Origin of the sequence: Streptomyces sp. NPDC059010 (assembly GCF_042740355.1) — a bacterium.
In the GTDB taxonomy this organism is placed as follows: domain Bacteria; phylum Actinomycetota; class Actinomycetes; order Streptomycetales; family Streptomycetaceae; genus Streptomyces.
In genome coordinates this window covers 51,613-77,797 of sequence record NZ_JBHYJA010000022.1, presented here as the reverse complement: position 1 = coordinate 77,797, position 26,185 = coordinate 51,613, and the positions used below count along the sequence as shown (strand labels likewise).

Genomic DNA, 26,185 nt, shown 5'->3' with positions numbered 1-26,185 from the left:
GCTTCAGCTTCTTCTTCGTCCTCTTGGCCACGTGGCCGCCTCCTTGCTGTCAGGGCCGCCCCCGGGCGGGGACTTCCTCGGCCGCCGGGACCGGCCCGGGCGGCGTCCCGTCGCCGAACGGCCTGCCGCCCAGCCTCTCCCGGCCGTGCGGTGCCTGCCAGCCCGACAGATCCGGCCCGAGGGGCACGATGCCGGTCGGGTTGATGCCGCTGTGCACCCGGTAGTAGTGCCGCTTGATGTGGTCGAAGTCGACGGTGTCACCGAATCCCGGCGTCTGGTAGAGGTCGCGGGCGTACGCCCACAGGACCTGATTCTCCGTCAGCTTCCAGCGGTTGCACTTGAAGTGACCGTGGTAGACGGCATCGAAGCGGACCAGCGTGGTGAACAGCCGGATATCCGCCTCGGTGATCGTGTCGCCGACCAGATAGCGCTGCCCGGCCAGCCGCTCCGCAAGCAGCTCCAGGCGCCGGAACAGCCGCGCGCACGCCCCCTCGTACTCCTCCTGGCCGGTGGCGAAGCCCGCCCGGTACACACCGTTGTTCACGTCCTCGTGGACATCGGCCATCACACCGTCGATCTCGTCCCGCAGCGCCTTCGGATAGAGGTCGGGCGCGCCGTCGCGGTGCAGGGCCGTCCACTCGGTGGCGAGGTCGAGCGTGATCCGCTCGTAGTCGTTGGTGACTAGCGTCCCGCTCGGTACGTCCACGATCGCGGGCACGCTCACCCCGCCCGGGTGGCCGGTCTCCCGCCGGTCGTAGGCCTCGCTGAGGAAGCGGATGCCGAGCACCGGGTCACGGCCGCCGGGGTCCAGGGTGAAGCGCCAGCTGCGGTCGTCCTGGATCGGGTCGGCGATCGCCATGGACAGGGCGTCCTCCAGGCCGAGCAGCCGCCGGGAGATCACCGCCCGGCTCGCCCACGGACAGGCACGGCTGACCACCAGCCGGTAGCGGCCCGCCGCCACCGGCCGGCCGTCCCTGCCGTCCGCGGTGATCCGGTCCGTGAAGTGGGCCTTCGACCGCTCGAAGGGCTTCTTGCCGTAGGCGGTGTTGCCCCCGCCGCTCATGATCGCGCTCCTCTCTGCCGTACGCCGTCACGCGTCCTTGTCCAACGCCGGGTTCCCCGATCTGGCCGGATCCCTCGCATTCCGCGGAATTCCGGATCTCGCCGGATCCCCGGGTTCCCCGATTTCCGCCGTCGGCGCCGTGTGAGCCGGGGCGACCGGGGCAGTCGGCGTGAGTGAGCAGCACGTCCAAGGCACCGAAGGCGGACCGCAGGACCCGTGTCACCGTTCTGGTGGCCCTCGCGGCCAATCTCGTCATCGCCGTCGCCAAGGCGGTCGGCGGAGTCCTCGCCCAGTCACCCGCGCTGCTGTCGGAGGCGGCGCACTCCGTGGCGGACAGCATGAACGAGATCTTCCTGCTGGCCGCGCTGCGCCGCAGCCGCCGTCCCCCCGACGCCCGCCACCCGTTCGGCTACGGCAAGGAGCGGTTCTTCTGGTCGCTGCTCGCGGCCGTCGGCATCTTCGTGATGGGCGGCTGCTTCTCCTTCTTCCAGGGCTTCGAGGCGCTGCGCGGCGGCGCCGAGGAGCAGTTCAGCGGCTATGTGGCGGGCATGGTCGTGCTCGGGGTCGCCTTCGTCGCGGAGGGCGCGTCGCTGGTGCGGGCGCTGTACCAGGTACGCCGCCAGGGCGGTGTGTCGCAGGGCCTGCGCGACCCGGCCCTGCGCACGGTGGTCGCCGAGGACGCCACGGCGGTGCTCGGTGTGACCCTGGCCTTCGGCGGCATGGCGCTGCACATGGTGACCGGGCAGGTCGTCTGGGAGGCGTCCGCCTCGCTCGCGATCGGCGCGCTGCTCGTGTACGTCGCCTACCGGCTCGGCCGCGACGCCCGTGACCAGCTGATCGGGGAGGCCGCCGATCCCGAGGCCGACGCCGAGATCCGCGCCCTGCTGGAGGAGCAGCCGGAGATCGACAGCGTGGAGGCGCTGTTCACCATGAAGACGGGCCTGGAGACCGCCCTGGTGGCGGCCCGTGTCGATCTGGTGCCCGGCCTCGACAGCGAACAGGTCGAGGAGGTCGCCGTCCGCATCAAGCGGTCCATCGGCCGCAGCGTCGCCGAGGCGGACCAGGTCTTCCTCGACGTGACCGAACGCTCCGCCCGCGAGGCACAGGGAAGCCCCGCCGCGACGGGGGAGCGCGGCGGGGCCTGACGCACGTGTGCCCTACGAACTCAGGTTCATGCGTCTTGGTGGAAAAAATTTCCGAAGCCCTGCTCAGGCCTCGTCGAACGGCTCCAGCACGAAGACCGGGATCACCCGGTCCGTCTTGTCCTGGTAGTCGGCGTACGCCGGATATGCCGCGACGGCACGCTCCCACCACTCGGCCTTCTCCGCGCCGGTGATCTCGCGGGCCTTCATGTCGCGCTTCACCGGGCCGTCCTGAAGCTCCACCCGGGCGTCGGCCTTGACGTTGTGGTACCAGACCGGGTGCTGGGGCGCCCCGCCCAGCGAGGCCACCGCGGCATAACGCCCCTCGTGCTCGACGCGCATCAGCGGCGTCTTGCGGATCTTCCCGCTCCTGGCACCCCGGGTCGTGAGCAGGATCACCGGCATCCCCGTGTTCATGAGGGTCGTCCCCTGGGTGCCGCCGGAGCTCTCGTACAACTCCACCTGGTCGCGGACCCATTTGGTGGGGCTGGGCTCGTACTCACCGTCTAGAGGCATGGCATCGTCCCATTCGTCGTGTCCGGGCGCTGACTGGCGTCTGTTCTCAACACCGGTACGTGAACACCGGTACGTGCGGAAATCATCCTGCGGCGCCTACACCGGCATCCGCACGGCCATCGTCAGGATCACGCCGCCGGACACCAGCGCCGTCACCAACCGCCCCCGGCGCCCGGTCAGCACCCGCCCCAGCAGCGCCCCGCCCCCGGCGAGCAGCAGTTGCCAGCTCGCCGACGCGGTGAACGCGGCCAGCACGAACACGCCCTGCTCCATGGGGGATACGGCATCCGTCGCGCGGGTGCCGAGGACCAGGGCGGCGAAGTAGATCACGGTCGTCGGGTTCAGCAGCGTGATGCCGAGCAGCGCCAGATAGGCGCGCGCCGGGCTCGGGGGAGGAGGGGGCGTGGCGCCGGTGGTGAGGCGCTGGGCGCGGTAGTGGCGTACGGCGGTGATCGCGCCGCGTACCGCGAGGATCGCCAGCACCAGGGCGCAGGCCCAGCGCAGCGGCACCAGGACCGGACGCAGCCCGGCCGCGAGCGCGGCACCGCCGAGGGCTGCCACCAGGGCGTAGAGCCCGTCGGCGGTCGCGACGCCGAGCGCGGCGCAGACCCCGGTCCGCAGGGACGTACGGGCGGTGAGGGAGACCAGGTAGGCCGCGACCGCGCCGACCGGGACGGCGATGCCGTAGCCCGCGACCAGCCCCGCGACGAGCGCGCCGGTCATGACGTGGGAAGCGTCGGCCCCCACGGTCGGCCGGACTGCTGCTGGGACCGCGCGGCGGAAACGGCGACGGTCGGCGGCAGGAAGGCGAAGGTCGTGGGCATGGCCGGATTCTGCGGGTGGCGACAGCCCGCCGACAAGCGAATTTCTTCGCGGAGCAGGCCGGCCGCCCCCGAGATCGAAGCCCTGTACGACGATCCCCGGCCAGATTGCCCGGATGCCTGATGTGGCCGAACTTGGCGTCGCCCTGGTAGATGCCCCAGGCATCTAATGAAGATCGGTACGACGTACTCTTCGTCTGCGAGGTCTTCCATGACGGACATGACGGCACCGCACACCGTCGCCTTTCCTCAGAACCGCACCTGTCCGTACCACCCGCCCACCGCCTACGACCCGCTGCGCGACACCCGCCCGCTGGCCCGCATCACCCTCTACGACGGCCGCGAGGTCTGGCTTGTCACCGGTCACGGCCTCGCCCGCACCCTGCTGGCCGACCCGCGGCTGTCCTCCGACCGCACCCGGCCCGAGTTCCCCGCGCCCACCGCGCGGTTCGCGGGGCTCGTCAAGCGCAAGAGTGCGCTGCTGGGCGTCGACGACCCCGAACACCGGGTCCAGCGACGGATGATGGTCCCCAGCTTCACGCTTCGACGCGCCGCCGAGCTGCGCCCGGAGATCCAGCGCATCGTGGACGAACGGATCGACGCGATGATCGACCAGGGTGCGCCCGCGGAGCTGGTCAGCGCCTTCGCGCTGCCCGTGCCCTCGATGGTCATCTGCGCCCTGCTCGGCGTGCCCTACGCCGACCACGACTTCTTCGAGGGACAGTCACGACGCCTGCTGCGCGGCCCCACGGCCGAGGACACCATGGACGCCCGTGACCGACTGGAGGTGTACTTCGGCGAGTTGATCGACCGGAAGCAGAAGCAGTCGGAGCCCGGTGACGGCGTCCTGGACGACCTCGTCCACCATCAGCTGCGCGACGGCGCGCTGGACCGCGAGGAGCTCATCGCCCTCGCCACCATCCTGCTGGTCGCCGGCCACGAGACGACCGCCAACATGATCTCCCTGGGCACCTTCACCCTCCTCCAGCACCCCGACCGCCTGGCCGAGCTGCGCGCCGACCCGGGGCTGACGCCCGCCGCGGTCGAGGAGCTGATGCGGATGCTGTCGATCGCCGACGGGCTGCTGCGGGTCGCCGTCGAGGACATCGAGGTGGACGGGCAGACGATATCGGCGGGCTCAGGCGTGGTCTTCTCGACGTCGGTCATCAACCGCGACCAGGACGTGTACGCCGAGCCGGACAGCCTGGACTGGCACCGCCCGACCCGCCATCACGTCGCCTTCGGCTTCGGCATCCACCAGTGCCTCGGCCAGAACCTGGCCCGCGCCGAGATGGAGATCGCCCTGCGTACCCTCTTCACCCGGCTGCCGACCCTGCGCCTTGCCGTCCCCGCGGAGGAAATCCCGTTCAAACCCGGCGACACGATCCAGGGGATGCTGGAACTCCCCGTGACCTGGTAAGAGGCTCCGGTCATGCACAACGAAACGCGCGAGACACTCGACATCCACATCGACCACGACGTCTGCATCGGCGCCGGCCAGTGCGCCCTCGCCGCCCCGTCCGTCTTCACCCAGGACGACGACGGCTTCAGCACCCTGCTGCCCGGCCGGGAGGACGGCGGCGGCGACCCGATGGTGCGGGAGGCCGCCCGGTCCTGCCCGGTCAGCGCCATCACCGTGTCGGAAGAGGGGAGCTGACACCGGCCACCTCACCCCACGCCCGAGCCGTGGCCGGGTCCCGCACCTCGTGCCGGGCCCGGCCGCAGAGCCGGTGCGAAATCCCCGCCCGCGCCGCGACGCGGGCTCTCAACGCGCCGCCAGCAGCGACCGCGCCGCCTCCCGCGCCTGTGCCGCAGGGCGCGTACCGCCCGTGATGCCCGCCGTGACCATGGCACCCTCGGCCAGCAGATACAGCGGCCCGGTGAGTGCCTCCGGCAGCCCCGCCCCGGCCACCAGTGAGGCCAGGTAGTCACGGAACGCCCGCTTGTGTGCCCGCACCTGGTCCGCCACCCGCTCCGACCGGGCGCCCAGCTCGCCGTACGAGTTGATCCAGGCGCACCCGCGGAAGTCCGCCTCGCCGAACCACTCCTCCAGCCAGTCGTAGACGGCCAGGATCCGCCCCTCGGGGTCCGGCACCCGCTCCACATGGGCGGCGAGCCCGCCGCGCCAGCGCACGTCACGCCGCTCCAGATAGGCCTCCACCAGCTGCTCCTTCGCCGGGAACAGCTGGTAGAGCCGCTTGAGGGAGACCCCGGAGGCGCCCCGGATGTCGTCCATGCCGACGGACTGTATGCCGCGCCCGTAGAACAGCTTCTCCGCGGCGTCCAGCGCCTGCTCCCGGGCTGTTGCGCTGTCCATGAACGACCACTCCTTGACGCGAGAACGTGCGTTCTCCTACGGTAGCAGCCATGTGGAGAACGCGCGTTCTCCCTTACTCGTACCGCCGTTTCGGCACCGGAGGATGACATGACCGACCGCCCGCCCCTGCCGCCGTTCACCCGCGAGAGCGCCGCACAGAAGGTGCAGGCCGCCGAGGACGCCTGGAACACCCGCGACCCGCACAAGGTCGCGCTCGCCTACTCGGAGGACTCGGTGTGGCGCAACCGCGACACCTTCGTCACCGGCCGCGCCGAGATCGTCGAGCTCCTCACCGCGAAGTGGGCGCGCGAGCTGGAGTACGCGCTGCGCAAGGACCTGTGGGCCTTCGACGGCAACCGCATCGCGGTCCGCTTCCAGTACGAGTGCCGGGACGCCGAGGGCCAGTGGTGGCGGTCGTACGGCAACGAGCTGTGGGAGTTCGACGAGCACGGCCTGATGACCCGCCGCGAGGCCGGCATCAACGACGTGCCGATCGAGGAGGAGGAGCGCCGCATCCTCGGCTCGCGCCCCGAGAACGAGCGCGGGCTGTCCTTCCCGGTCCGCTAGGTCCGCTTGGCGCGTCGAGTGCCGTGAGTAGGGTTCGCGGGTGACCGAACACGCCCGCAAGCCCTTCCTCTACGTCGTCGTCTGCGCCGCCGGGATCGCCGCGGACGTCAGCAAGCTGATCACCGCCGCCCAGGAGCGGGACTGGGAGGTCGGCGTCATCGCGACCCCGGTCGCCATGAACGGCTTCTTCGACACCCGCGCCGTCGAGGCCCTCACCGGCCGCCCCATCCGGTCGGCCTGGCGCACGCCCGCGGATCCCCGCCCCTTCCCGCCGCCCGACGCCGTCGTCGTCGCCCCGGCCACCTTCAACACGCTCAACAAATGGGCCGCCGGCACAGCCGACACCCTCGCCCTGGGCACCCTGTGCGAGGCGTACGGCCTCGGCGTCCCCATCGCCGTCCTGCCGTGCGTGGCCGACGCGCTGGCCGCCCATCCCGCGTACCAGGACAGCCTGATACGGCTGCGCGGGATGGGCGTGCGCTTCGGGGAGCCGTACACCGGTGAGCCGGGCGAGGACGGCGGGCGGCCGGAGTTCGGGTGGGAACGGGCGCTGGAACTGCTGGAGCGGTGACCCCGCACCCCGACAGGGGTCTCGGGGCCACCGCCCGGCCCGGGAAACGGGATCGTCAGCCGACGACCCGGCCCAGTTCGATCCGGTCGATGTTCGGCGCCCACGCGCTCGCGTTCCCGAACGTCACCGTGTTGGACCCCTTCTTCAGGTCGACGGGGACGCCCAGCGTCCAGTAGTCGTCCTGGCTCCAGGTGTTCTTGAAGGTGACCGTGCGTGGCGCCCCGCCGCCGACCGTGATGTCCGCCGTACGGGACATGATGTCCGTGTTGTAGGCGTGGCCGTTGTCCCGCCGGTCGTTGTGGGCGTAGTGGACGACCAGGACGTAGCGGCCGGAGCGGGGCGCGTCCACCGTGAACGCGGCGGTGCCCCCGGGGCTGTTGCCGAGCGAGCCGATGAAGGAACCGCCGGACGCATACGGCGAGTCGACCAGTGCCGCGCCGCCCGCGAGGGTCGCCGAGGCGGCCTCGTAGGAGAGCGTGCCCGCGGTCGAGCCGTCGCCCGAGACGTCGAGGGAGCGGACGGCGGCGTGCCGGGCGGTCAGGGTGACGCGATTGTTTCCGGCCACCAGATACAGCCGCAGCGGCTTGCCCGCCTGCGCCGTCACCGTCTCCCCGTGCAGCGCGAGCCGCACGGGCGCCGTGGCCTGCGGGACGACCGTGAAGTAGCCGTCGCGCGGGGCGTAGACGTCGAACACGGCCTTGTCCCCGGAGCGCAGCACGAGGGCACCGGTGCCCACACCGGCCGAGGACGAGTAGTCGTACGACGGGGTGCCGCCGATGTCTGCGAGCGTGGCCTCGTAGCGTGCGGCGGGCACCGCGCCGCGGGCGGTCAGGTCGACGCGGTCGAGCGTGACCTCGGCGTCGCCCTTGGCCAGCGTCAGCGTGTGGGTGCCGGCGGTCAGGGTCAGGCCGACGTCCTTCTTGGCGCGGTAGGTCCAGTTCTCGGTGGACGGGTAGGTGACCGTGACCGGGGCGCCGCCGTCGACGGACAGCCGCTGGGTGGCGGGGCGGCCGGACTGGTTGCCGTAGAGGATCGCCAGGTCGTACGTCCCGTCCTGCGGGACCGTCACGGTGAAGCCGACCTCGCTGGTGGCCGTGTTGAGCGAGCCGACGTCCTTGGTGCCGGAGGCCGCGTAGCCGTTGGCGTTGTCGACCGTGCCCTGGGTGTAGACCTTGCCGCCGGTGATGGCCGCGTCCTCGGCCTCGTACGACGCCGACCAGGGGACGGAGGCGGGGGAGGGGCTGCCGGTGCCGCCCGGGGTGAGGACGATCCGGTAGGCGGACATCTTGTGCATGCCGCGCAGCGGGACGGTCACCGTGCCGTCGTCCGCCACCTTCACCTTCGTCCGGGCGAGGACGCGCGGCGTCGCGTGCTGTCCCTCGTAGCCCGACCAGGCAGCCTCGGCGACGGTCGCGGTGACCGTACGGCCGAAGACGGACCGGGAGACGCCCCGCACCACGACGTCGGAGTCGCCGTCGGAGCCGCCGAGCAGCACCTGGGCCTGGCGGCGCGAGATGTCGAGGGAGGCCAGGCCCTGGAGGGTGTCGACGGTGTCGGCGCGCGGCGGGGTCACCTTGACGGTGTCACCGGTGAGGCCCGCGTACCAGCGGAAGAACCACCAGCCGCCGTTGGGGATGTTGGAGCGCACGACATGACCGCTGAGGTTGCCGGCCGCGTCCCAGTAGGCCGCGTTGGCGTACACCTTGTTGCGCTCGAACATCGACACCCACTGCACGAGCTGCCCCGGTACGGACAGGTCGCGGCGGTTGGCGTACTCATCGATGTTGATCTTCAGGGGCGCGATACCCGCCGCCCGCTCCAGGGAGCGGTAGTCGTCGTAGTGCGCCTGGAAGTCCCGCAGGGAGCCGGAGCCCAGCTCGTGCCAGGTCATCATCTGCGGCAGGACGTTCTCGCGCTTGGCGAAGGCGAGGAAGTCCCGCAGCAGACGGCTGTGGTAGCCGGCCTCGTTGGGGCCGGCGATGCGTGCGTCCGGGTCGATCGCGCGGATGCGCTCGAACACCGTCTTCCAGTCCTTGAAGAACCGGTCCCGGTTGGCCTCGTACTGCGCCTGGTCGGCGACGCCGAGTTTGTACCAGATCTGGTCGGGCTCGTTGAACGGGATGTAGACGAAGCGGTCGCTGTTCGGGTCGGCCGCGATCTCCTTGGCGATCCTGTCGACCTTGGGGAGATAGTCGTCGATGCCGAGATCCTCGTACGGCCACTTGGCGTAGATGTCCTGCATCATCACGTTGATCTCGCCGCCGCCGTTGCGGAAGAACGACTTGGAGACGGTCAGCGCGTCACCGTTGGGGTGCTGGGCGCCGCCCTCCGGTTTCTGCGAGACGCTGGTGATCTTCAGGGGCGCCAGGGCGGCGTCGCTGGGCACCCCGTCGTCGCTGAGCCCGTACAGCGAGCCGTTGGCGCCGAGCATCACCGGGCCCTCGGAGGCGGCGAGATCGACGGAGAGGCGCTGGGGCGCGTCGACCGAGGACGCGGATCCGGCGGCTGCGGGGAGGGTGCCTGCCATGGCGGTGACTCCAAGTACGGCTGCTATCAAGGCGGTTCTGGTGCGGGTTCCGGTGCGGGATCTCGTGCGGGTGGGGGCGATCACGCTGCTGGACCTCCGGTCACTTGACGGCTCCACTGGTGATTCCGGACACGATCTTTCGCTGGCCGACGAGGAAGACGGCGACCATGGGCAGGCTCATCACCACGACGTACGCGAAGACGAGATGCCAGTTGTTCAGATAGAGCTGGGCGCTGGCGACCTGGTAGAGGTTGAGCGGGAGGGTCGCCCGCCGGCCGCCGCCGAGGACGAAGAACGCGTAGAAGACATCGCTCCAGGCGTAGAGCATCACCATGATCGTCGCCGTGGCGATCACCGGCCGGAGCAGCGGCAGGACGATCCGCCAGAAGATCCGCGCCGGTGTCGCCCCGTCGATCCTGGCCGCCTCCTCCAGTTCCATGGGGATGGCGCGGATGAAGCCGGTCATGAAGAAGATCGACGTCGACAGGTACATGCCGGTGTAGACGGCGACCATTCCGGGGCGGGTGTTGGCCAGGCCCAGCTGGCGCAGCTCCATCACGATGGTGATGACGGCGGGCGGCAGCAGCAGCCCGCTGATGCACAGCGCGTACGCCGCCGAGACCAGCCTCGACCTGCGGCGCGCGAACACCCAGGCGGCGCCCGCGCCGAGCAGCAGGACGAGGACCACCGACGGCACCACGACGAGCAGGGAGTTGACGAGGCCGCGCAGCATCTCGCCCTGCCCCACCGCGTCCGCGTAGTTGCCGCCGGGCTGCCAGTGCCGCGGCAGGTCCAGGTTGGGCTTGATGGCCTCCGCCTGCGGCTTGGCGGAGGTGACCGCGACCAGCCACAGCGGTACGCCGACGGCCAGAGCGGCGAGCAGCAGGACCAGCGCGGGGCGGCCGTGGCGCCAGGCGGTGGACGGGGTCACAGCAGCTGCTCCCTTCGCCGCAACCCGACGACCAGCGGGATCGCCACCGCCACCACGACCAGGAAGAGGACGAGGCTCATCGCGGACGCCTGGGCGTACAGGCCCTGTCCGAAGATCCGGAACATATAGATGTTGAAGACCTCCGTGGCGGCCGCGGGCCCGCCGCCGGTCGTGGCCTGCACGATGTCGAAGGTGTTCATCGAACCGATCAGCGCGGTGGTGACGTTGAAGGTGACGGCCGGCGCGAGCATCGGCCACCGCACCGACCAGAACGTCCGCCAGGGCCCGGCGCCGTCCATCCGGGCGGCCTCCAGCATGTCGCCCGGGATGCCCTTGAGCCCGGCGAGATAGATCAGCATGGCCAGGCCCATCCACTTCCAGCCGTGGATGAGGGTCACCACGACCAGCGTCCACGTGGTCGAGCCCAGCCACGGAACGTCCGTGCCGAGCACGGAGTTGAGGACCCCGTCCTGGTCGAGCAGGGCCTGGAAGACATATCCGGTGGCGAGCGCCGAGATCAGCACCGGCAGGAAGAACACGGCCCGGAAGAACCGGTTGAAGCGGGTGTCCTGCTCCAGCAGCAGCGCGAGCACCAGCCCGAACGCGTTCTGGAACAGCGCCGCCAGCAGCGCGTACAGCAGCGTCGTGCGGATGGCGCGCAGCAGGGAGCCGTCGTCGGCGACGGTCCTGAAGTTGTCGAGGCCGGTGAAGGCGATGTCCGCGTGGTACGAGGACCAGTCGGTGAACGGGTAGTAGAAGTTGAGCAGGTTCGGTACCAGGAAGAACCCCGCGAAGACGACGATCGCGGGCAGCGCGAACCACCAGGGGTGGTGCACGGCGGCCCGCGGCAGCCGCCCCGCGCTCCGCGGAGCCCCGGTCACCGTCGTGTCCTTGGCGCGTACGACCGTATGAGTCATCGTCAGAACCCTGGCGCGCCCTGGGCCTTGGCCACCTGCGTGAACTGGTCCTGGATGGCCTGGGCGACCTGCCGCGGGCTCTTCTTGTCGAAGATCATGTCGGCGAGGTAGAGGTGGGTGTCCGGGGCCACGATCGCCTTGGCCTGGAAGACGCCGATGGCCTTGGGCAGGGCCGCGACCTGGTCCTCGGCCGTCCGCGGCAGCCCGTCCGGGGTGGGCACGGACGGCTGCACGGACGGGATCTTCATCGCCTTGATGTAGTCGGCGTAGTCCGGGCCGAGCCAGAAGGCCAGGAACTGCCGGGCGGCGTTCTGCCGCTTCTCGTCGCCGGTGCGGAACGCGACCACGCCGTTGGTCTGGTCGGGGGAGTACAGGCCGGTGGCCGAGGAGTTGGCGATCGGGAACCAGCCGATCTTCTTGTCGATCTCGGCGGTGGAGTACTTGGCCTGCAACTGGCTCTGGAAGGAGGTGACGTTGAGGACCATCCCGGCCTCGCCCTTCCACAGCGCCTCGGCCTGACCGGTGAAGGTGCCGGTGCGGTGGTTCTTCTGGGCGAGCCCGGCGTCGAGCAGCTTCTCCTTGTACTTCTTGATGGCGCCGACGACGACCGGGTCGGTCCACTTCTCCTTGTTCCGGTTGAGCCCGTCCCACCACTGCCGGTCGAGGTCGGTGAGCTGGACCTGCATCTGCCACTGCAGGGGCCACTTGTCACCGCCGGCCTCGTAGAAGCCGGCCGCGTCGGTCCTGTCGACGACCTTGTGGCCGAGGGCCAGGAGCTCGTCGTAGGACTTCGGGAAGTCCTTCTCGCCGAGCCCGGCCTGCCGGAAGACGTCCTTGTTGTAGTAGACGCCCAGCATGGCGGGGCTGGTGACGATCGCCGCGTACCGCTTGCCGTCGATCATGCCGAGCGACTTCTCGGTCTCGCCCAGCCGTGACTCCCACGGCTCCCCGTCGAGGGTGAGCAGGTTCTGCTTCGGCTGGATGAACGGCAGCGTGGAGATGGACGGTTGCCAGAACATCAGGTCGGGACGGTCGCCCGAGGCCAGCTTCGTCGGCACGTTCTGCTCGTACAGATCCGGGATCGCCTCGGTCTCCACCTGGGCGCCGGTGGCCTTCTCGAAGGCCTCGACGACCTGCTTGGGCGCGTTGACCGTGTTCTGCGCCGTCCACATGGTCAGCCGCACACCGTCCAGGCGGGCGGTCGGGTTCACGGCCGGCTTCCCGGCGTCGGAGCCGGCGTCGCCCGCGGTGGGGTCGCTGCACGCGGTGGCGGCCAGGGCACCGGCGCATATCAGGGCCAGCGCGGGGAGGGCTCTTGTCTTCATTGCGTACCTCAAGTTGCCTCTCGTGAACGGTTGTTCAGGGCGGCGGTACCGAGATCTAGAGGTGGGCGGGCGGCGGCCCAGAGCTCTCCCGCACCACCAGTTCCGGCACGGAGACGGGGTGCGGGTCGATGGGCGCGGACTCCTCCAGCACCCCGTGCAGCAGGGCGAACGCGGCGCGCCCGAGGCCGGTGAAGTCCAGGCGTACGGTCGTCAGCGACGGCGTCAGATAGGCCGAGTGCGGGGCGTCGTCGAACCCGGCCACGCTCACCTCGCCGGGCACGGACCGGCCGGCCTCGTGCACGGCGCGCAGCACCCCGAGCGCGAGGTCGTCGTTGCCGCACAGGATCGCCGTGACGGCCGGGTCCGCGGCCAGCCTCCGGCCCGCAGCATGGCCGCCCGCCGGGCCCCAACTTCCCTGCACGGGACGGGGTTCCGGTGCCCCGGCCTCCCGCAGCGCCTGCCGCCAGCCGGTCGTACGGGCGCCGGTGCGGCGGGTGCTGGACGGGATGGCGACGTAGTGCACGGTCTCGTGGCCGAGGGAGAGCAGATGCCGGGTCGCCGCACGGGCGGCCTCGCGGTCGTCGGTCCACACCCAGGGGCGGCCCGGGTCGGGCGGGCTCGCCGGGGTCTCGACCACGCCGACGACGGGCAACTCGGCGGGGACGGCGCCGAGGGCCCGGACGCCGGCCGGGTCGTAGGCGATCACGATCAGCCCGCCGCCCGCGTCCGCCGCGCGCTGCACCTCGGCGGCGACCGCGGCATCGTCCGCCGATTCCAGGACGCCGATCCCGACCGCGTAGGACGCGGCACGGGCCGCCTCCTCCACTCCCTGGAGGATCGACGCGTAGCCGTAGTGGGTGGTGTTGGCGGTGAGCACGGTCACGCCCCGACTGCGTCCGCTGGCCAGCGCGAGCGCGGTGGCGTTGCGGCGGAAGCCCAGCTCGTCGATGGCGGCGAGCACCCGCTCCCGGGTGGACGGCTTGACGCTCGGATGCCCGTTGATCACCCGCGAGACGGTCTGGTACGAGACCCCGGCGGCGGTGGCGACATCCCTGATGCTCGCCGGGCGCCTTGTGTGACCGGTCACATTCATGCGAGGATTGTGACCGGTCACACAGAGGGCGTCAAGAGAGGGAGAACAACTTGACCGGTGCGGTGGATGCGGAGCGGACGGCCGCTCAAGGGGCGTTCGACTGGGGCCACTCGAAGCTGACGGCCGAGTTCGCCACCGCCTCCGACGGGACGCTGCGACTGACCCGGCTCGGCGGCACAGGTACCGGCACCGGCGCCGACCCGGAGTCCGCCCTCCCGCTCGTGGAGCTCACCGCGCTCGGCCACGGCAGCGGCTGGTCCGGCTCGCGCTTCACCGGAACGGCCCTCGGTTCACGGCTCCGGTACCGGGCGCACCACAGCGGTCGTCGCGGCGAGTGGGACTGGCTGACCGTCGAACTCCACGACCAGGACACCGGGTTGACGGCGTTGGTCGAGCTGACGTCGCCCACCGGAGTGCCGGTGCTCCGCTCCAGGGTCCGGCTGCGCAACGAGGGCACACAGCCCCTCGTCGTCCAGTCCGTGAGCAGCCTGCTGCTCGGCGGCCTGCCCTCCCCGGACGCCCTTGACGTGCACCGGGCCCGCAACGACTGGCTCGCGGAGTGCCGTTGGTACGCCGAGCCGCTGCGCGCCGCCGTCGCCGACATCAACCGCGACGCCCACCAGCACGACAGCCGCGCCGCCCTCGCCCTCACCGGGCGCGGCAGCTGGCCCACCGACGGCCACCTGGCGATGGGCGCGCTGACGGACCGGGACTCCGGCCGGACCTGGCTGTGGCAGATCGAGTCCCCGGCCGGCTGGCGCTGGGACCTGGGCGAACACGAGCGCGGCAGCTACCTGGCCCTGAACGGCCCCACGGACGCGGAGCACCAGTGGCGGGTCCGGCTGGCGCCGGGCGAGGAGTTCACCACCGTCCCGGGCGCCCTCGCCCTCGGCACCGGCTTCGACGAAGCGCTGGGCGCCCTGACCACGTACCGCCGTGCCGTACGCCGCCCGCACCCGGACCACAGCACGCTCCCCGTCGTCTTCAACGACTACATGAACACGCTGATGGGCGACCCGACGACGAGGAAACTGCTGCCGCTGATCGACGCGGCGGCGCAGGCGGGCGCCGAGTACTTCTGTGTGGATGCCGGCTGGTACGACGACTCCGCGGACGGCGGCTGGTGGGACACCGTCGGTGCCTGGCAGCCCTCGTCGCGGCGCTTCCCCGACGGCGGGATCCGCACGGTCCTGGACCGGATCCGGGAGCGCGGCATGGTCCCGGGGCTGTGGCTGGAGCCGGAGGTCGTGGGCGTACGCAGCCCGATCGCGTCCGAACTCCCCCCTGAGGCCTTCTTCCAACGCGACGGCGTGCGCCTCGCCGAACAGGGCCGCCACCAGCTCGATCTGCGTCATCCGGCTGCCCGCGCCCACCTCGACAGAGCGGTGGACCGGATCGTCGGCGACTGGGGCGTGGGCTATCTCAAGCTGGACTACAACATCGTGGTCGACCCGGGCACCTGCGCCCCCGGCGACATCTCCCCGGGAGCCGGGCTGCTCGGCCACACCCGGGCCCATCTCGACTGGCTGTCCGCCGTCCTGGACCGCCACCCCGGGCTGGTCGTCGAGAACTGCGCCTCGGGCGGGATGCGCATGGACGGCGCCACCCTCGCCGTCACCCAGCTCCAGTCCACCAGCGACCAGCAGGACCCGCTGAGCTACCCGCCCATCGCCGCGTCCGCACCCACCGCCGCGCCGCCGGAACAGGGTGCCGTCTGGGCCTACCCGCAGCCGGAGTTCGACGACGACCTGATCACCTTCACGCTGGGCGGGGCCCTGCTCGGCCGCATCCATCTGTCCGGCCACCTGAACCGGATGTCGGAGCACCAGCTCGGGCTCGTCCGGGACGCGGTGAGCACGTACAAGTCGATCCGCGGCGACCTCGCGACGGCCGTACCCTTCTGGCCGCTCGGTCTGCCCGGGTGGACCGACGAGTGGCTGGCCCTCGGGATGCGGGTGCCGGACGGCCCCTCGTACGTCTCGGTGTGGTGCCGCGGCGCAGAGTCCGAACTGCGGTTCTCCGTACGGCCCTTGGCGGGCCGCGAGGTGCGTGCCGAGATCCTGCATCCGTCCGCGCCGACCGCCTCCACGGCGAGCTGGGACGGGGACGGACTGCGAGTGACCCTGCCGCGGACGCCGGGCGTGCTACTGATCCGGCTGACCGGGTGAGAGAACCCGCCGGTGCCGCGGCTGCGCCCGCAACGTTCCCCGCGGGCCGCACGCGCGGGTCACAGCCGAGCGGCACCGACACATGAGTCACACGGCTGACGGGCACGCGTTCACCAGGTCGAACAGGCCGAAACGCGGGCTATTGCGCTGCTCCTGACGCGTTCTACTATCACCAACCGAAGAGCCTCGTTCCCCTTGTGAGGGAATCAAGGCGACTGCCCCCAGACCCCGGGCTCGGAGCGACAGGAAAGACCTCCAGGGAACCGGAGCCCGCATTCCGCAGCGAACGGTCCAGCGGACCCCGGTCCCTCGTCCTCCGGACGTTCGAGCTGGGGCGCACTCCCGCACGCCTCAGGTTCCGTGAGGACGATCCTGCGCGAGGCGCCCCGTGGTTTGGGGAGCCACATGGGTCCTCGCGCCGGCGGCCGCCGCTGACGCCGACTCACGGCGGCGGCCGCCGCACACAGGCCCCGCAGAGGGCCCTTTCCGATGGAGAGTTGCACAGGCTCGGGCCGCCGGGAAGACGGAAGAGCGGCTCTGTCCCGTTCCTGGCAGTACGGGAATGAGCCGTTGCGGGCGAACACCCGCCCGGGGACTTCAAGTGGACCGTAGGTTGACCGATTGACCGGTTTTCCGGACGGCGAAGATCGAGTGGCCCATCCGTTGCGCATCCGTCGCCGCTGCGCGGTCGGCGCTCGCTGTGCGAAGTAGTCTGCCAGTGAGTCCGCGGGTGTCGTACCCGCTTCCGTCGGTGACAAAGTGGGGTCCGGTGATCAGCGACGGCATGGCCGAGGTGCTGCGGTCGCTGGGCCGCGGCCCGGGCGACGAGGTGATGCGTGCCAGCGCCGAGGTACTGGCCGCCGACGGTGTCGCGGTGGCGCTGATGGTCGGCAACGGCCACCTGGCGGAGCCGCTGTGGTGGACACCGGGCGCGAGCGCGCGATTCGAGGAGTTGCAGTACACCCTCGGTGAGGGGCCGGGCCCCGAGGCGATCCGTACGAGAACGCATGTGCTGGAGCCGGACCTTGAGGCAGTGCGGCCGGGACGCTGGCCCGCCCTCGTTCCGGCGGCCCGCAGGGTCGGCGTGCACGGCGTGTGCTGCTACTTCCTCGGAGTGGGCGGCATCCGTCTGGGGGTGTTGACCGTGCTGAGCTCACCGGATCGCAAGCTGACCGAACAGCAGCATGACGACGCCCTCGCGCTGGCCGCCGGACTGACCACCGCCCTGCTGTACGAGAACCAGCCAGGTGCCTGGCCCGGCGAGGGCGAGGTGACCCAGGAGCGGACGATGTGGGCGTCCGGCGGTCTGCACCGGCCCGTCGTGCACCAGGCCACCGGGATGATCAGTGTGCAGCTCGATGTGTCACTCGGGGAGGCCCTGGTGCGACTGCGTGCCCATGCCTATGTCAGCGGACGGCCGTTGGGCGAGGTGGCCCAGGATGTGGTGGCCAGGAAAATCCGATTCAGCAACGATGTGAATGGGCCTTACCCGGCCGACGGCGGAAAGGGATGATCGGCATGGCTCGCGAACAGCGTCTCGCCGAGATCTTCGTCGAGCTGGCGGACTCCCTGATCGACGATTTCGACGTCATCGACCTTCTGCAGCGTCTGTCCGCCCGCTGCGTGGAACTCCTGGACGTCCAGGCCGCCGGCATCATGCTGTCCGACGGACGAGGTGAACTCCAGGTCGTCGCCGCCTCCGACGAGCGGACCCATCTGCTGGAGCTGTTCGCCCTGCAGCACCGTCAGGGCCCTTGTGTGGAGTGTTTCCGCACCCGGGAGCCGAAGACGAACATCGATCTGACCGACGCGGCGGCGACGGCCGGCTGGCCGGGCTTCGCCGCGCGGGCGCAGGAGACCGGCTACGTGGTCACCCACGCGCTGCCGTTGAGGCTGCGGCAGCGGATCGTCGGAGCGCTCAATCTCTTCCAGTCCCGTCCGGGGACGCTCGCGGTGGCAGACATCACCCTCGGGCAGGCGCTGGCCGATGTGGCCACCGTCGCCATGTTCCAGCAGCGGACGCTGGAACAGGCGCACGTCGAGAACAGCCAGCTGCAGAGCGTGCTCACCAGCCGCATACTGATCGAACAGGTCAAGGGCGTGCTCGCCGAGCGCTGGGGCACCACGGTCGACCAGGCGTTCACCGCGTTCCGCGCCTACGCGCGCGAGCACCGGCTGGGTCTGGCCGAGCTGGCCCAGGAGATCGTCGACGGCAGGAGGCACTCTGCCGCCATTCCGCCGCCCGAGACATCGATCCAGGACATGGGCCCGAGCCGGTGACGCGGTCAGGGCCGGTCGGACGGCCGATCGTGTGGAGGGTGTGACCCGCCGGGCACGCTGTCGACCACTTCCTGCGCCACCTCGGCCAGCCGGCGCCGGTGGTGACGGGCGTAGCGGCGTATCTGCTCGAAGGCCTCCTGGAGGCTCAGCCCGCGCCGCTGCGCCAGCACTCCCTTGGCCTGCTCGATGATCACCCGGGACGACAGCCCGTGCCGCAGCTGGGCGGTCAGCACCGCGCTGTCCCGCAGGGCGCGTTGCTGGATGATGCTGATGGTGGCCATGTTCGCGAGGGCCCGGGCGAGCCGCAGCCGATCGGCGTCCAGGGGGGCCGGGCGTGTGTTCAGCAGGACCAGTGCGCCGATCACCTGGTCGCGAAGCCGCAGGGGCACCGCGGCCACGGAGGTGAAGCCGAGGTCGTGGGCGGCACGGCTGTACCGGGGCCAGGCCGCCTGTGCGTGGGGGTGGTCCAGGGGGATGTCGGGGATCGGGCGACCGGCGCGGAGGCAGTCCTGACCGGGGTCTCCTCGATGTTCGACGCATGGGGTCTGCAGCGTGTGCGTGCGCTCGTCGGAGGCCGCCATGTCGAGGACGCGGCCCTGGGAAGAGGCCAGCAGGACACCTGTCGCCGCCACGTCGAGCAACCGGACGCAGTGTTCGGTGAGCGTGTGGAGGAAGGCGGACACGTCGAAGTCGTCGCCGCCCAGGCTGTCGGCCAGTTCGACGAAGGAGGCGGCGAGATCCGTCTCACGGGACTCGTAGGGCATGAGTGCACCTCGTCTCGCTACATGCCGACCACGCTCGCAGATTCCCGCACCCCGTGCCAGGGGACCAACGGCCCCTGGCCCGAGCGACCGGATTCACACCGGTGACCGCCAAAAGGCCGCCCGGTGGGGCCTGTCCGGCTAGTGGGGCCCGTCCGCCGGGAACTCGCTGCCGCATGGCCCCGCCCCCTCGCTCCCGGCCAACGGCACACGCTCACCGCTCATCGACATCGTCCGGTAGTAGGCCCCGATCCGCTCGGCCGAACGCCCCACGTAGTGACCGATGAACGACCGCCGGAACCGGTCCGTCGTCCGGTTGGGCTGCGAGCCGTGCACCACGCTGCCGTTGAAGAACAGGACATCCCCCGGCTCCATGTCGACCGGCACGGCCGCCAGCCCGGCCGGTGGCGGGACGTACTCCCGGGCGAAGGACACCTCGGCGTCCGCCGACTCCGGGCAGAAGAGGTCCATCGCATGTGTGCCGGGGACGACTTCGAGCCCTCCGTTGTCCCGGTCGATCACATCGCAGGCGATCCACGCCGCCACACAGGTGCCCGGCTCGACCCGCAGATAGAAGTTGTCCTGGTGCAACGCCTGCCCCCGGGCCCCTGGCGGCTTGAAGTAGAACATGCTCTGCGCGGCCAGTACCTCCTCCCCGAGCAGCACCTCCAGCACGCCACGCAGCCGGGGATCGAGCAGCATCCGCAAGGAGAGCGCGTCGATCTCGTGCGGCTGCATCACCCTCGGGTACGCCCGCAGCGGGTCACCGTCCGACGGCCGTGGCTCGAAGTGCCCGGGCACCGGCCCGGCCGCGTGCAGCGCCGTGAACCGGGCGCGGAGGCGGTCGATCTCGTCGTACCCGAACAGCCCGCGTACGACGGTGAAGCCGTCCTCGCGGAACTGGCGGAGCCCGGCCTCGGGCAGGATGGGGGCGTCGGCGGCGTCGATATCCGTGGCTGTCATGGCTGCACTCCTCGGTCAGATGTCCTCGCCCCAGCACGCTAGGCCGGTGTACATCACAGGAGGATGACCGTGAGCGCTGACGGATTGCCCGTGGCTGCCACATCCGGTGATCCCGCCCCGCCGCCGGGCGTGGTGGTGGTCGGCCGGTTCGACCAGCCGCCGGGGTACGGAGTCAACCGGCCGCGCGGCGCGGACAGTTGGCTGTTCACCTGGACGACCGGCGGACAGGGCCGGCTCCGGCACGGCGGCGCCGAGGCGCGGGCCGGGGCGGGGGACCTGGTGGTGCTCGCGCCGGGTGTGCCGCACGGCTACGGCGTCGAACCGGGCGCACCGCACTGGGAGTTCTGGTGGGTGCACTGCCAGGCCCGCCCCTCCTGGCGGTCCTGGCTGCGCCCGTACGACACCGGCGACGGCCTGTACGTCGTCACACCGACGCCGGACGCGGTGCACGGCCGTATCGAGGCGGCGTTCCGGCGGATGCTCGCCGACGCCCGCTGGACGGGGACGGAGGCGCCGCCCGAGATGGCGCCGGGCGACGAGTCGGTCGCCGTGGCACACGGCAGCGCGGCCCGCGAACTCGCCCTGTGCTCACTGGAGGAGGTCGTGCTGCTCACCGCCGGCAGCGCGCGGACGCCCCAGCCCCGCCCGGGTGTCGACGCGCGGATCCGTCGGGCTCAGGCACTGATCGCCGCCGACCCGGCCGCCCCGCACACCGTCCGCTCGCTCGCCGGGCATGTCGCCCTCTCGCCCTCCCGGTTCGCGCACCTGTTCGCCCAGCAGAGCGGGCAGTCACCGATGCGCGCGCTGCGTGAGGCGCGGCTGGGACACGCCGCCCGGCTGCTGGAGAGCACCGACCTGTCCGTGGAACGCGTGGCGGCCGCCTCCGGGTTCGCGAGCCCGTTCCACTTCAACCGGGTGTTCCGCGAACGGTACGGGATGCCGCCCGGTGCATACCGGGTGACCGGTTCAATGGTTGGCACGTGACCTGTGAAGGTCCGGTGAAGGCGGATGCGCCCGTATGACCAGGCAAAAGGACGGGAGGGTGGCCCGTCAATGGTTTGCGCGGGAACCTCGGTGTCGCCCAGTGAATACCATTTCCAATTGTCTCGTGGATACATCGCAATGGCCACGGCCGACTATTGACCGTTTGTCAAACAGTGAGGGTCGCGCACGCAATGCACAAAAACTCGGAATCCCTTGTTCCCTGCCGCTGACCTGTGCAAAGGTGTGCCTCGCTCCCATGTGCCTCACGCTTCACAAGAGTTGCGCCCGGGGCATACTCATTGGTATGGACCTTTAATGCCGCATGCCCTCCGGAGGAATGCCACCGTGCATGACGCTGGCCCGTCGAATTCCCCTCGCGACGCCCGTCTCTTTGAAACGACCGACGCTCAACTGAGCGCCGAACTCAAGAGGTGGACCGGGGCGGCACCAGCGCTCCATCCCGTGGGTGAACTCCTCGACCGGCACTGGGAAGCGGGCTTCGCCTACGCGCGGCTGTGCACGGTGGACGCCCGTTCCGCGGGAATGCTCACCACTGCGGCATTCACCCGGCTTTTCGGCGAGACGCTGCGGCAGACGGGTCCGTCGGCCGCGTGGCGCCCCCAACTCCTCGTCACCGTACGGCGGATCGCGGCCGAGTGGGACACCGACCGCAGACGGGAACTGCTCCACCCGGAGCTGCGGTCCGAGGCGGACGGCGCGGAGCGTGCCGCCGCCCGTCTGCTGCCGCCGGTGAACCGCCGGCTGCTGACCGGTGCCTTCCAGCGGGTTCCCCAGTCGGCCCGCTGTCTGCTGTGGCACACCGAGGTCGAGGCGGAGCCGACGGCCGTACCCGCCGGACTCCTGGGCCTCGACGAGGAGTCCGCCCGCGTCGAACTGGGCCGGGCCCACGACCGGTTGCGCGAGGAGTGCCTCCAGGTCCACCGCGAACTCGCCCCCGAGCAGGAGTGCCGGCGCTACCTGCGGATGCTGGACGTCACCTACCGGCGCGGCGGCGTCGACATCGACCCCGACCTGCGCGAGCACCTGAACCGCTGCGGCCACTGCAGCGACACCGCCGAGCAGTTGAACTTCTTCAACGCGGGGCTCGGCCTCGCACTGGCCGAGGCGGTCCTCGGCTGGGGCGCGGGAGCCTATGTGGAGGCGAGAGCGAGACAGGCCGAGGAGCCGGCGGAAGCCGTTGCCGCCCCGGCCGCGACGATCGCCGGCGAGTCCTTCTTCGCCGACGGCGCCGGCTCCGCTCCTGGGCGAGGCACCCCTGATCAGGGCCCTGCCCCTGCCGGAGAGGGCCCTGGGGGCGAAGGTCCCGTCGCCCCCGCCCCGAAGCCCCTTGCCGCACAGTCGTTTGCCGCGGAGTCGTTTGCCGCAGAGTCCTTCGCCGCGGACACCTTCGCGGGGGAGTCCTTCGGCGGTGAGCCCTTCGCTCCCGGGGCCGAGGCGTTCGCTCCGCTCGGCGGGATACCCGCCCCCGCGGGCGAGCCCTTCACCACCCCGGACCCGGCCTCCGCGCCCCCGCGGCCCGGCCCCCGCAGCGCACGCCGAGCCGCCCGTCGAGCCGCACCGCGCACCGGCCCGGCCACCGTCTCGCGTTCCGGCGCCCCCGCCACCACGGCCCCCGCCGGTCCCACCGGCGAGACCCGCAGTTGCTCCGGCCGCTCGGCCCTCAAGGCCGCCCGCCGTGCCGCCCGGCGCCGCAACCTCACCGCGGCCGTCGCGACCGTCAGCGCCCTCGTCGTCCTGCCACTCGTCGTCTGGTCCGCGCTCGGCTCAGGAGACAATCCCGCCCCGGTGGCCGAGGACCGCCCCTCCGGAACACCCGGCTCCGAGGAGGGCCGTGCCACCAGCAACCCCTCCTGGGCGGGCGCGGCCGAGGCGGCTAAGGGAGATCTGCGGGGCCGGCTGCACAACATCGGGTCGGGGCTGTGCGTCGGCATCGTCGGCGGGAAGGTCGCCGAGAACGCCGAGACCGAGCTGACCAAGTGCTCCGCGGCGATCGGCCAGCAGTGGTCGTACGAGACCGACGGTCTGATGCGCAGCGCCGCCGACCCCGGCCTCTGCCTCGACTCCCATCTCGGCTACTCGGTACGGCTGGCCCGGTGCACCGGGCTCTCCGAGACCGAGGCCAAGAACGTCCGCTACGACTTCACCCTCCAGGGCACGCTGGTGCCGCGCTTCAACCAGGACCTGGCCCTCAGCCCGGCCGCCACCGACGGCTCGGGCGCCCTGGTCCTCAAGACCCGCGACGACGACGGGGACGCCCAGCACTGGGTGATCGACACATCGAGGACGGACCTTCGGATGGAGGTGGTCAACTGGGGCTCGGAGGTCGAGGCCGACTCGGCGCGCACCCCCACGCCGACCCCGAAACCGACGCCCTCGCCGTCGAGGACCCCGACCGCCACCCCGACACCGTCCGCGACCCCGTCGACCGCACAGCCGACGTCCACGAGCCCGTCCCCGACCGACGCGTGCTCCTACGACCCGTACTACTGCTCATGGGACGGCCAGGGCGGTCAGGACGGCTGGTCCGGCGGCGGCTACGGGGGCCCGGGCGGCTATGGATACGGCGGCGGATACGGGTATGGCGGTGGCTACGGGTACGGCGGTGGCTACGGGTAAGGCGGTGGATGCGGCGGTCGCTGACCGGCGATCAGCCGCCGGTTCCGGGTTGGACCACCGTCAGGAACACGGAGGAGTTCTTCCCGGCCACGGGTACCTCACCGGCCGTCCACGCCACCTTGAGCGGGTCCCGCTCGTCCGGCGGTGTGACGAGCAGCGCCTGAGGCACGGCCGTCTTCGCCCCGGTGATCTCGGGGCTGGCGAAGGTCAGCCCGGCCCAGGCGCTGCGGCCCGGGGCGAGCGAGACGGTCGTGGGCGTGTCGGGGGAGCGCTTGGGGTCCGGGCCGAGCTGCCGTCCGGACGCGTCCACGAACGCGGCACCGGGGTAGCCGCGCACGCTGCAGGTCCGGTCGGCCGTGTTCGTCAGCACGATCGGGAAGTTCCGCTGTCCGGCTCCGGGACTGGGGCGGCCGATGGACGCGCGCAGCTCGGAGGTGTGGCAGCGCGGGGCGGCGGCCGCCGACTGGGTCACGGGGCTGCCGGTGTCGGCGGTGCCCGGCGGGGTCACGCCCGGCTCGGTCGTGCCCGGCTCCGCCGAGGGGCTCGCCCCTCCGGTCGTGGCCGGTCCGGTCGTACGGCTGCTCGTGTCGGCCGGTGTCTGGACGGCGCCCGACGAGTCGGCGCCGTTGCCGCAGGCGGCCAACAGGCCCAGCAACGCGACGGCGCCCACCAGAGGAGTCGCTCGGTGGGCCTGGTGTGCGCGGGGTGAGGGGTGGAATGCGCGTGTGCGTCCCATGTTTGTGACGAATCCCCGTTTTCCGGCCGAGTACTCACCAGTCTCCCGGGCTCCCGTCTCACTCCTGGTCGACGAGCCCGATCTCCGCCCAGATGGTCTTGCCGTCCGCCGTGTGCCGGCTGCCCCAGCGCTGGGTCAGCTGGGCGACCAGCAGCAGTCCCCGGCCGCCCTCGTCGAAGATCTTGGCGCGGCGCAGATGCGGTGCCGTGTGGCTGGTGTCGGAGACCTCGCAGATCAGCGTGGCCGCGTCATGGATGAGCCGGAGCCGGATGGGGTGGATGCCGTATCGGATGGCGTTGGTCACCAGCTCGCTCACCACCAGCTCGACGGTGAACGACACTTCGCTCAGACCCCAGGTGCCGAGCTGCTCCACGGCCTGCTTGCGGATCGGCGCGACCAGCGCCGGGTCGGCCGGGATGTCCCAGGTCGCGACCCCGGAGGCGGGCAGCCCCTGAGTGCGGGCCAGCAGCAGCGCCACGTCGTCGGCGGCGCCGCCCGGCGGGAGCAGGGCGTGCAGGATGTGGTCGCAGGTCTCGTCCAGCGAGTCGGAAGGGGCCGCCAGCGCGTCGCACAGCAGCACATGGCCGGCGTCGACGTCGCGGTCCCGGGTCTCGATCAGGCCGTCGGTGTAGAAGGAGAGCACCGTGCCCTCGCGCAGCTCGATCTCGGCGGACTCGAACGGCAGCCCGCCCAGACCCAGCGGCGGTCCGGCGGGCAGCTCGATCTCCCGCGGCTCTCCGCCCGGCGGGAGCATGACCGGCGAGGGGTGCCCGGCCCGGGCCAGTGTGCAGCGCCGGGACACCGGGTCGTACACCGCGTACAGACAGGTGGCGCCGACCTCGCCGGGGCTGCCCTCGTTGCCCGTCTCCTCGGACAGCCGCACCACCAGGTCGTCGAGGTGGGTGAGCAGCTCGTCGGGGGCGAGGTCGATGTCGGCCAGGGTGCGCACGGCGGTGCGCAGCCGCCCCATGGTGGCCGACGCCTGGATGCCGTGGCCGACCACGTCGCCGACGACCATCGCGACCCGCATCCCGGACAGCGGGATCACGTCGAACCAGTCGCCGCCCACCCCCGACCGCGCCGCCGGCAGATACCGCGAGGCCGCTTCGAGCGCGGCGGTGCGCGGCAGGGACCGGGGGAGCAGACTGCGCTGCAGGGCCAGTGCGGTCTCGCGCTCCCGGGAGTAGCGGCGGGCGTTGTCGATGCAGACGGCGGCGCGGGCCGTGATCTCCTCGGCCAGCAGCGCGTCGTCGGGCGTGAACGGCTCGGGGTTGCGGAACCGGGTGAGCACGGCGACCCCGAGGGTGGTGCCACGGGCCTGGATCGGCACCGACATCGTGGTGTGGATGCCGTACTCCCTGATCCGCTCGGCGCGCACCGGGTCCCAGGACAGCCACTGGGCGAGGTCGCCGGTCGACATCGAGGCCACGATGGTGTGGCCCGCCGTCAGCGCGTCGGCCTGGGGTGACGGGGCGGGATACACGTCCAGGTGTCCCGGCTTGACCACGGCTTCGGGGCTGCCCGCGTTGACGGACCGGTGCGCGGCCCGGCGCAGGCCGACGGGGGCGGTCGGCGGGCCGGTGGGCAGTTCGCCGCCGTGCTCCGGCGGGTCCAGCAGGTCGACGCTCACGAAGTCGGCCAGGGCGGGGACACAGATGTCCGCCAGCTCCTGCGCCGTGCGGGTGACGTCGAGGGTGGTGCCGATGCGCACGCTGGCCTCGTTCACCAGCTGCAGCCGCTCCTGGGCCTGGAACTGCAGGGTGAAGTCGTGGGGGGGGGGGGGGGCCCCGCCCCCCCCCCCCCCCGCGGGGGGGGGGGGGGGCGCCCCCCCCGCCCCACGGGACTGAGCAGTGGCGCACAGCGCGG

General features: G+C 71.5%; 23 protein-coding genes. 10 read left to right on the top strand and 13 right to left on the bottom strand.

From position 1 onward, the window contains the following. Positions 1–49: 49 nt before the first annotated feature. A complete protein-coding gene (locus ACFWYS_RS24225; protein WP_384772606.1) occupies positions 50–1,063 on the bottom strand; it encodes a glutathione S-transferase family protein in 1,014 nt (337 codons plus the stop codon). A 173-nt stretch (positions 1,064–1,236) separates the two neighbouring features. On the opposite strand from ACFWYS_RS24225, the gene ACFWYS_RS24220 reads away from it, so the two are divergent. Beyond that, a complete protein-coding gene (locus ACFWYS_RS24220; protein WP_384772603.1) occupies positions 1,237–2,208 on the top strand; it encodes a cation diffusion facilitator family transporter in 972 nt (323 codons plus the stop codon). A gap of 63 nt (positions 2,209–2,271) precedes the next feature. Here the strand turns inward: ACFWYS_RS24220 and ACFWYS_RS24215 are convergent, their stop codons facing one another. Together ACFWYS_RS24215 and ACFWYS_RS24210 are read right to left on the bottom strand one after the other, a co-directional pair. Then, complete coding sequence (locus tag ACFWYS_RS24215; protein WP_384772600.1) at positions 2,272–2,721, bottom strand: nitroreductase family deazaflavin-dependent oxidoreductase; 450 nt, start codon at positions 2,719–2,721, stop codon at positions 2,272–2,274. A gap of 96 nt (positions 2,722–2,817) precedes the next feature. Beyond that, a complete protein-coding gene (locus tag ACFWYS_RS24210; RefSeq protein ID WP_384772597.1) occupies positions 2,818–3,444 on the bottom strand; it encodes a LysE family transporter in 627 nt (208 codons plus the stop codon). A gap of 309 nt (positions 3,445–3,753) precedes the next feature. Between ACFWYS_RS24210 and ACFWYS_RS24205 the strand changes: the two genes are divergently transcribed. Together ACFWYS_RS24205 and ACFWYS_RS24200 are read left to right on the top strand one after the other, a co-directional pair. After that, the gene (locus ACFWYS_RS24205) at positions 3,754–4,962 is read left to right on the top strand and encodes a cytochrome P450 (RefSeq protein ID WP_384772594.1); all 1,209 of its coding nucleotides are present in this window, start codon (positions 3,754–3,756) and stop codon (positions 4,960–4,962) included. A gap of 12 nt (positions 4,963–4,974) precedes the next feature. Next, the gene (locus ACFWYS_RS24200; RefSeq protein ID WP_272124940.1) at positions 4,975–5,199 is read left to right on the top strand and encodes a ferredoxin; all 225 of its coding nucleotides are present in this window, start codon (positions 4,975–4,977) and stop codon (positions 5,197–5,199) included. A gap of 108 nt (positions 5,200–5,307) precedes the next feature. On the opposite strand, the gene ACFWYS_RS24195 is transcribed toward ACFWYS_RS24200, so the two are convergent. Next, complete coding sequence (locus ACFWYS_RS24195) at positions 5,308–5,859, bottom strand: TetR/AcrR family transcriptional regulator (protein ID WP_384772591.1); 552 nt, start codon at positions 5,857–5,859, stop codon at positions 5,308–5,310. Positions 5,860–5,967: 108 nt separating this feature from the next. Between ACFWYS_RS24195 and ACFWYS_RS24190 the strand changes: the two genes are divergently transcribed. Further along, positions 5,968–6,426, top strand: coding sequence for a DUF1348 family protein (locus ACFWYS_RS24190; RefSeq protein WP_384772588.1), 459 nt, complete (start codon positions 5,968–5,970; stop codon positions 6,424–6,426). Between the two features lie 40 nt (positions 6,427–6,466). Continuing rightward, positions 6,467–6,997 (top strand): flavoprotein, encoded by a 531-nt coding sequence (locus ACFWYS_RS24185; RefSeq protein WP_384772585.1) that lies wholly within the window; start codon positions 6,467–6,469, stop codon positions 6,995–6,997. Between the two features lie 55 nt (positions 6,998–7,052). On the opposite strand, the gene ACFWYS_RS24180 is transcribed toward ACFWYS_RS24185, so the two are convergent. The 5 genes from ACFWYS_RS24180 to ACFWYS_RS24160 form a co-directional block, all read right to left on the bottom strand. Continuing rightward, complete coding sequence (locus ACFWYS_RS24180; protein ID WP_384772583.1) at positions 7,053–9,524, bottom strand: CBM35 domain-containing protein; 2,472 nt, start codon at positions 9,522–9,524, stop codon at positions 7,053–7,055. A 100-nt stretch (positions 9,525–9,624) separates the two neighbouring features. Beyond that, positions 9,625–10,455 carry a carbohydrate ABC transporter permease gene (locus ACFWYS_RS24175; protein ID WP_384772580.1) on the bottom strand — a complete coding sequence of 277 codons (831 nt, stop codon included), beginning with the start codon at positions 10,453–10,455 and terminating at the stop codon, positions 9,625–9,627. Next, positions 10,452–11,372 carry a carbohydrate ABC transporter permease gene (locus ACFWYS_RS24170; RefSeq protein ID WP_384772577.1) on the bottom strand — a complete coding sequence of 307 codons (921 nt, stop codon included), beginning with the start codon at positions 11,370–11,372 and terminating at the stop codon, positions 10,452–10,454. Before ACFWYS_RS24170 ends, ACFWYS_RS24175 begins: the two co-directional genes overlap by 4 nt. Before the next feature lie 2 nt (positions 11,373–11,374). After that, entirely contained in the window at positions 11,375–12,697 is a 1,323-nt protein-coding gene (locus ACFWYS_RS24165; protein ID WP_384772575.1) for an ABC transporter substrate-binding protein, read from the bottom strand. Between the two features lie 55 nt (positions 12,698–12,752). Further along, positions 12,753–13,790: a LacI family DNA-binding transcriptional regulator gene (locus ACFWYS_RS24160; protein ID WP_384772572.1), complete on the bottom strand. Its 1,038-nt coding sequence runs from the start codon at positions 13,788–13,790 to the stop codon at positions 12,753–12,755. A 50-nt stretch (positions 13,791–13,840) separates the two neighbouring features. On the opposite strand from ACFWYS_RS24160, the gene ACFWYS_RS24155 reads away from it, so the two are divergent. The 3 genes from ACFWYS_RS24155 (at position 13,841) to ACFWYS_RS24145 (ending at position 18,238) form a co-directional block, all read left to right on the top strand. Next, on the top strand, positions 13,841–15,958 hold the full coding sequence (locus ACFWYS_RS24155) for an alpha-galactosidase (protein WP_384772570.1): 2,118 nt from the start codon (positions 13,841–13,843) through the stop codon (positions 15,956–15,958). A gap of 769 nt (positions 15,959–16,727) precedes the next feature. Continuing rightward, positions 16,728–17,471: an ANTAR domain-containing protein gene (locus ACFWYS_RS24150; RefSeq protein WP_384772568.1), complete on the top strand. Its 744-nt coding sequence runs from the start codon at positions 16,728–16,730 to the stop codon at positions 17,469–17,471. Beyond that, positions 17,468–18,238, top strand: a complete 771-nt coding sequence (locus ACFWYS_RS24145; protein ID WP_384772565.1) for an ANTAR domain-containing protein — start codon at positions 17,468–17,470, stop codon at positions 18,236–18,238. The genes ACFWYS_RS24150 and ACFWYS_RS24145 overlap by 4 nt, the downstream gene beginning before the upstream one ends. 5 nt (positions 18,239–18,243) lie before the next feature. On the opposite strand, the gene ACFWYS_RS24140 is transcribed toward ACFWYS_RS24145, so the two are convergent. Beyond that, on the bottom strand, positions 18,244–19,002 hold the full coding sequence (locus ACFWYS_RS24140) for a GAF and ANTAR domain-containing protein (protein WP_384772562.1): 759 nt from the start codon (positions 19,000–19,002) through the stop codon (positions 18,244–18,246). Positions 19,003–19,140: 138 nt separating this feature from the next. Further along, positions 19,141–19,962: a phytanoyl-CoA dioxygenase family protein gene (locus ACFWYS_RS24135; RefSeq protein WP_384772559.1), complete on the bottom strand. Its 822-nt coding sequence runs from the start codon at positions 19,960–19,962 to the stop codon at positions 19,141–19,143. A gap of 63 nt (positions 19,963–20,025) precedes the next feature. Here ACFWYS_RS24135 and ACFWYS_RS24130 point away from each other — a divergent pair, with 63 nt between their 5' ends. Beyond that, complete coding sequence (locus ACFWYS_RS24130) at positions 20,026–20,946, top strand: helix-turn-helix domain-containing protein (RefSeq protein WP_384772557.1); 921 nt, start codon at positions 20,026–20,028, stop codon at positions 20,944–20,946. A 315-nt stretch (positions 20,947–21,261) separates the two neighbouring features. Continuing rightward, positions 21,262–23,583 (top strand): ricin-type beta-trefoil lectin domain protein, encoded by a 2,322-nt coding sequence (locus ACFWYS_RS24125; RefSeq protein WP_384772554.1) that lies wholly within the window; start codon positions 21,262–21,264, stop codon positions 23,581–23,583. A gap of 31 nt (positions 23,584–23,614) precedes the next feature. On the opposite strand, the gene ACFWYS_RS24120 is transcribed toward ACFWYS_RS24125, so the two are convergent. Further along, complete coding sequence (locus ACFWYS_RS24120; protein WP_384772551.1) at positions 23,615–24,319, bottom strand: DUF4232 domain-containing protein; 705 nt, start codon at positions 24,317–24,319, stop codon at positions 23,615–23,617. Between the two features lie 58 nt (positions 24,320–24,377). Next, on the bottom strand, positions 24,378–26,185 hold a 1,808-nt coding region (locus ACFWYS_RS24115; RefSeq protein ID WP_384772549.1), incomplete at its 5' end, for a SpoIIE family protein phosphatase.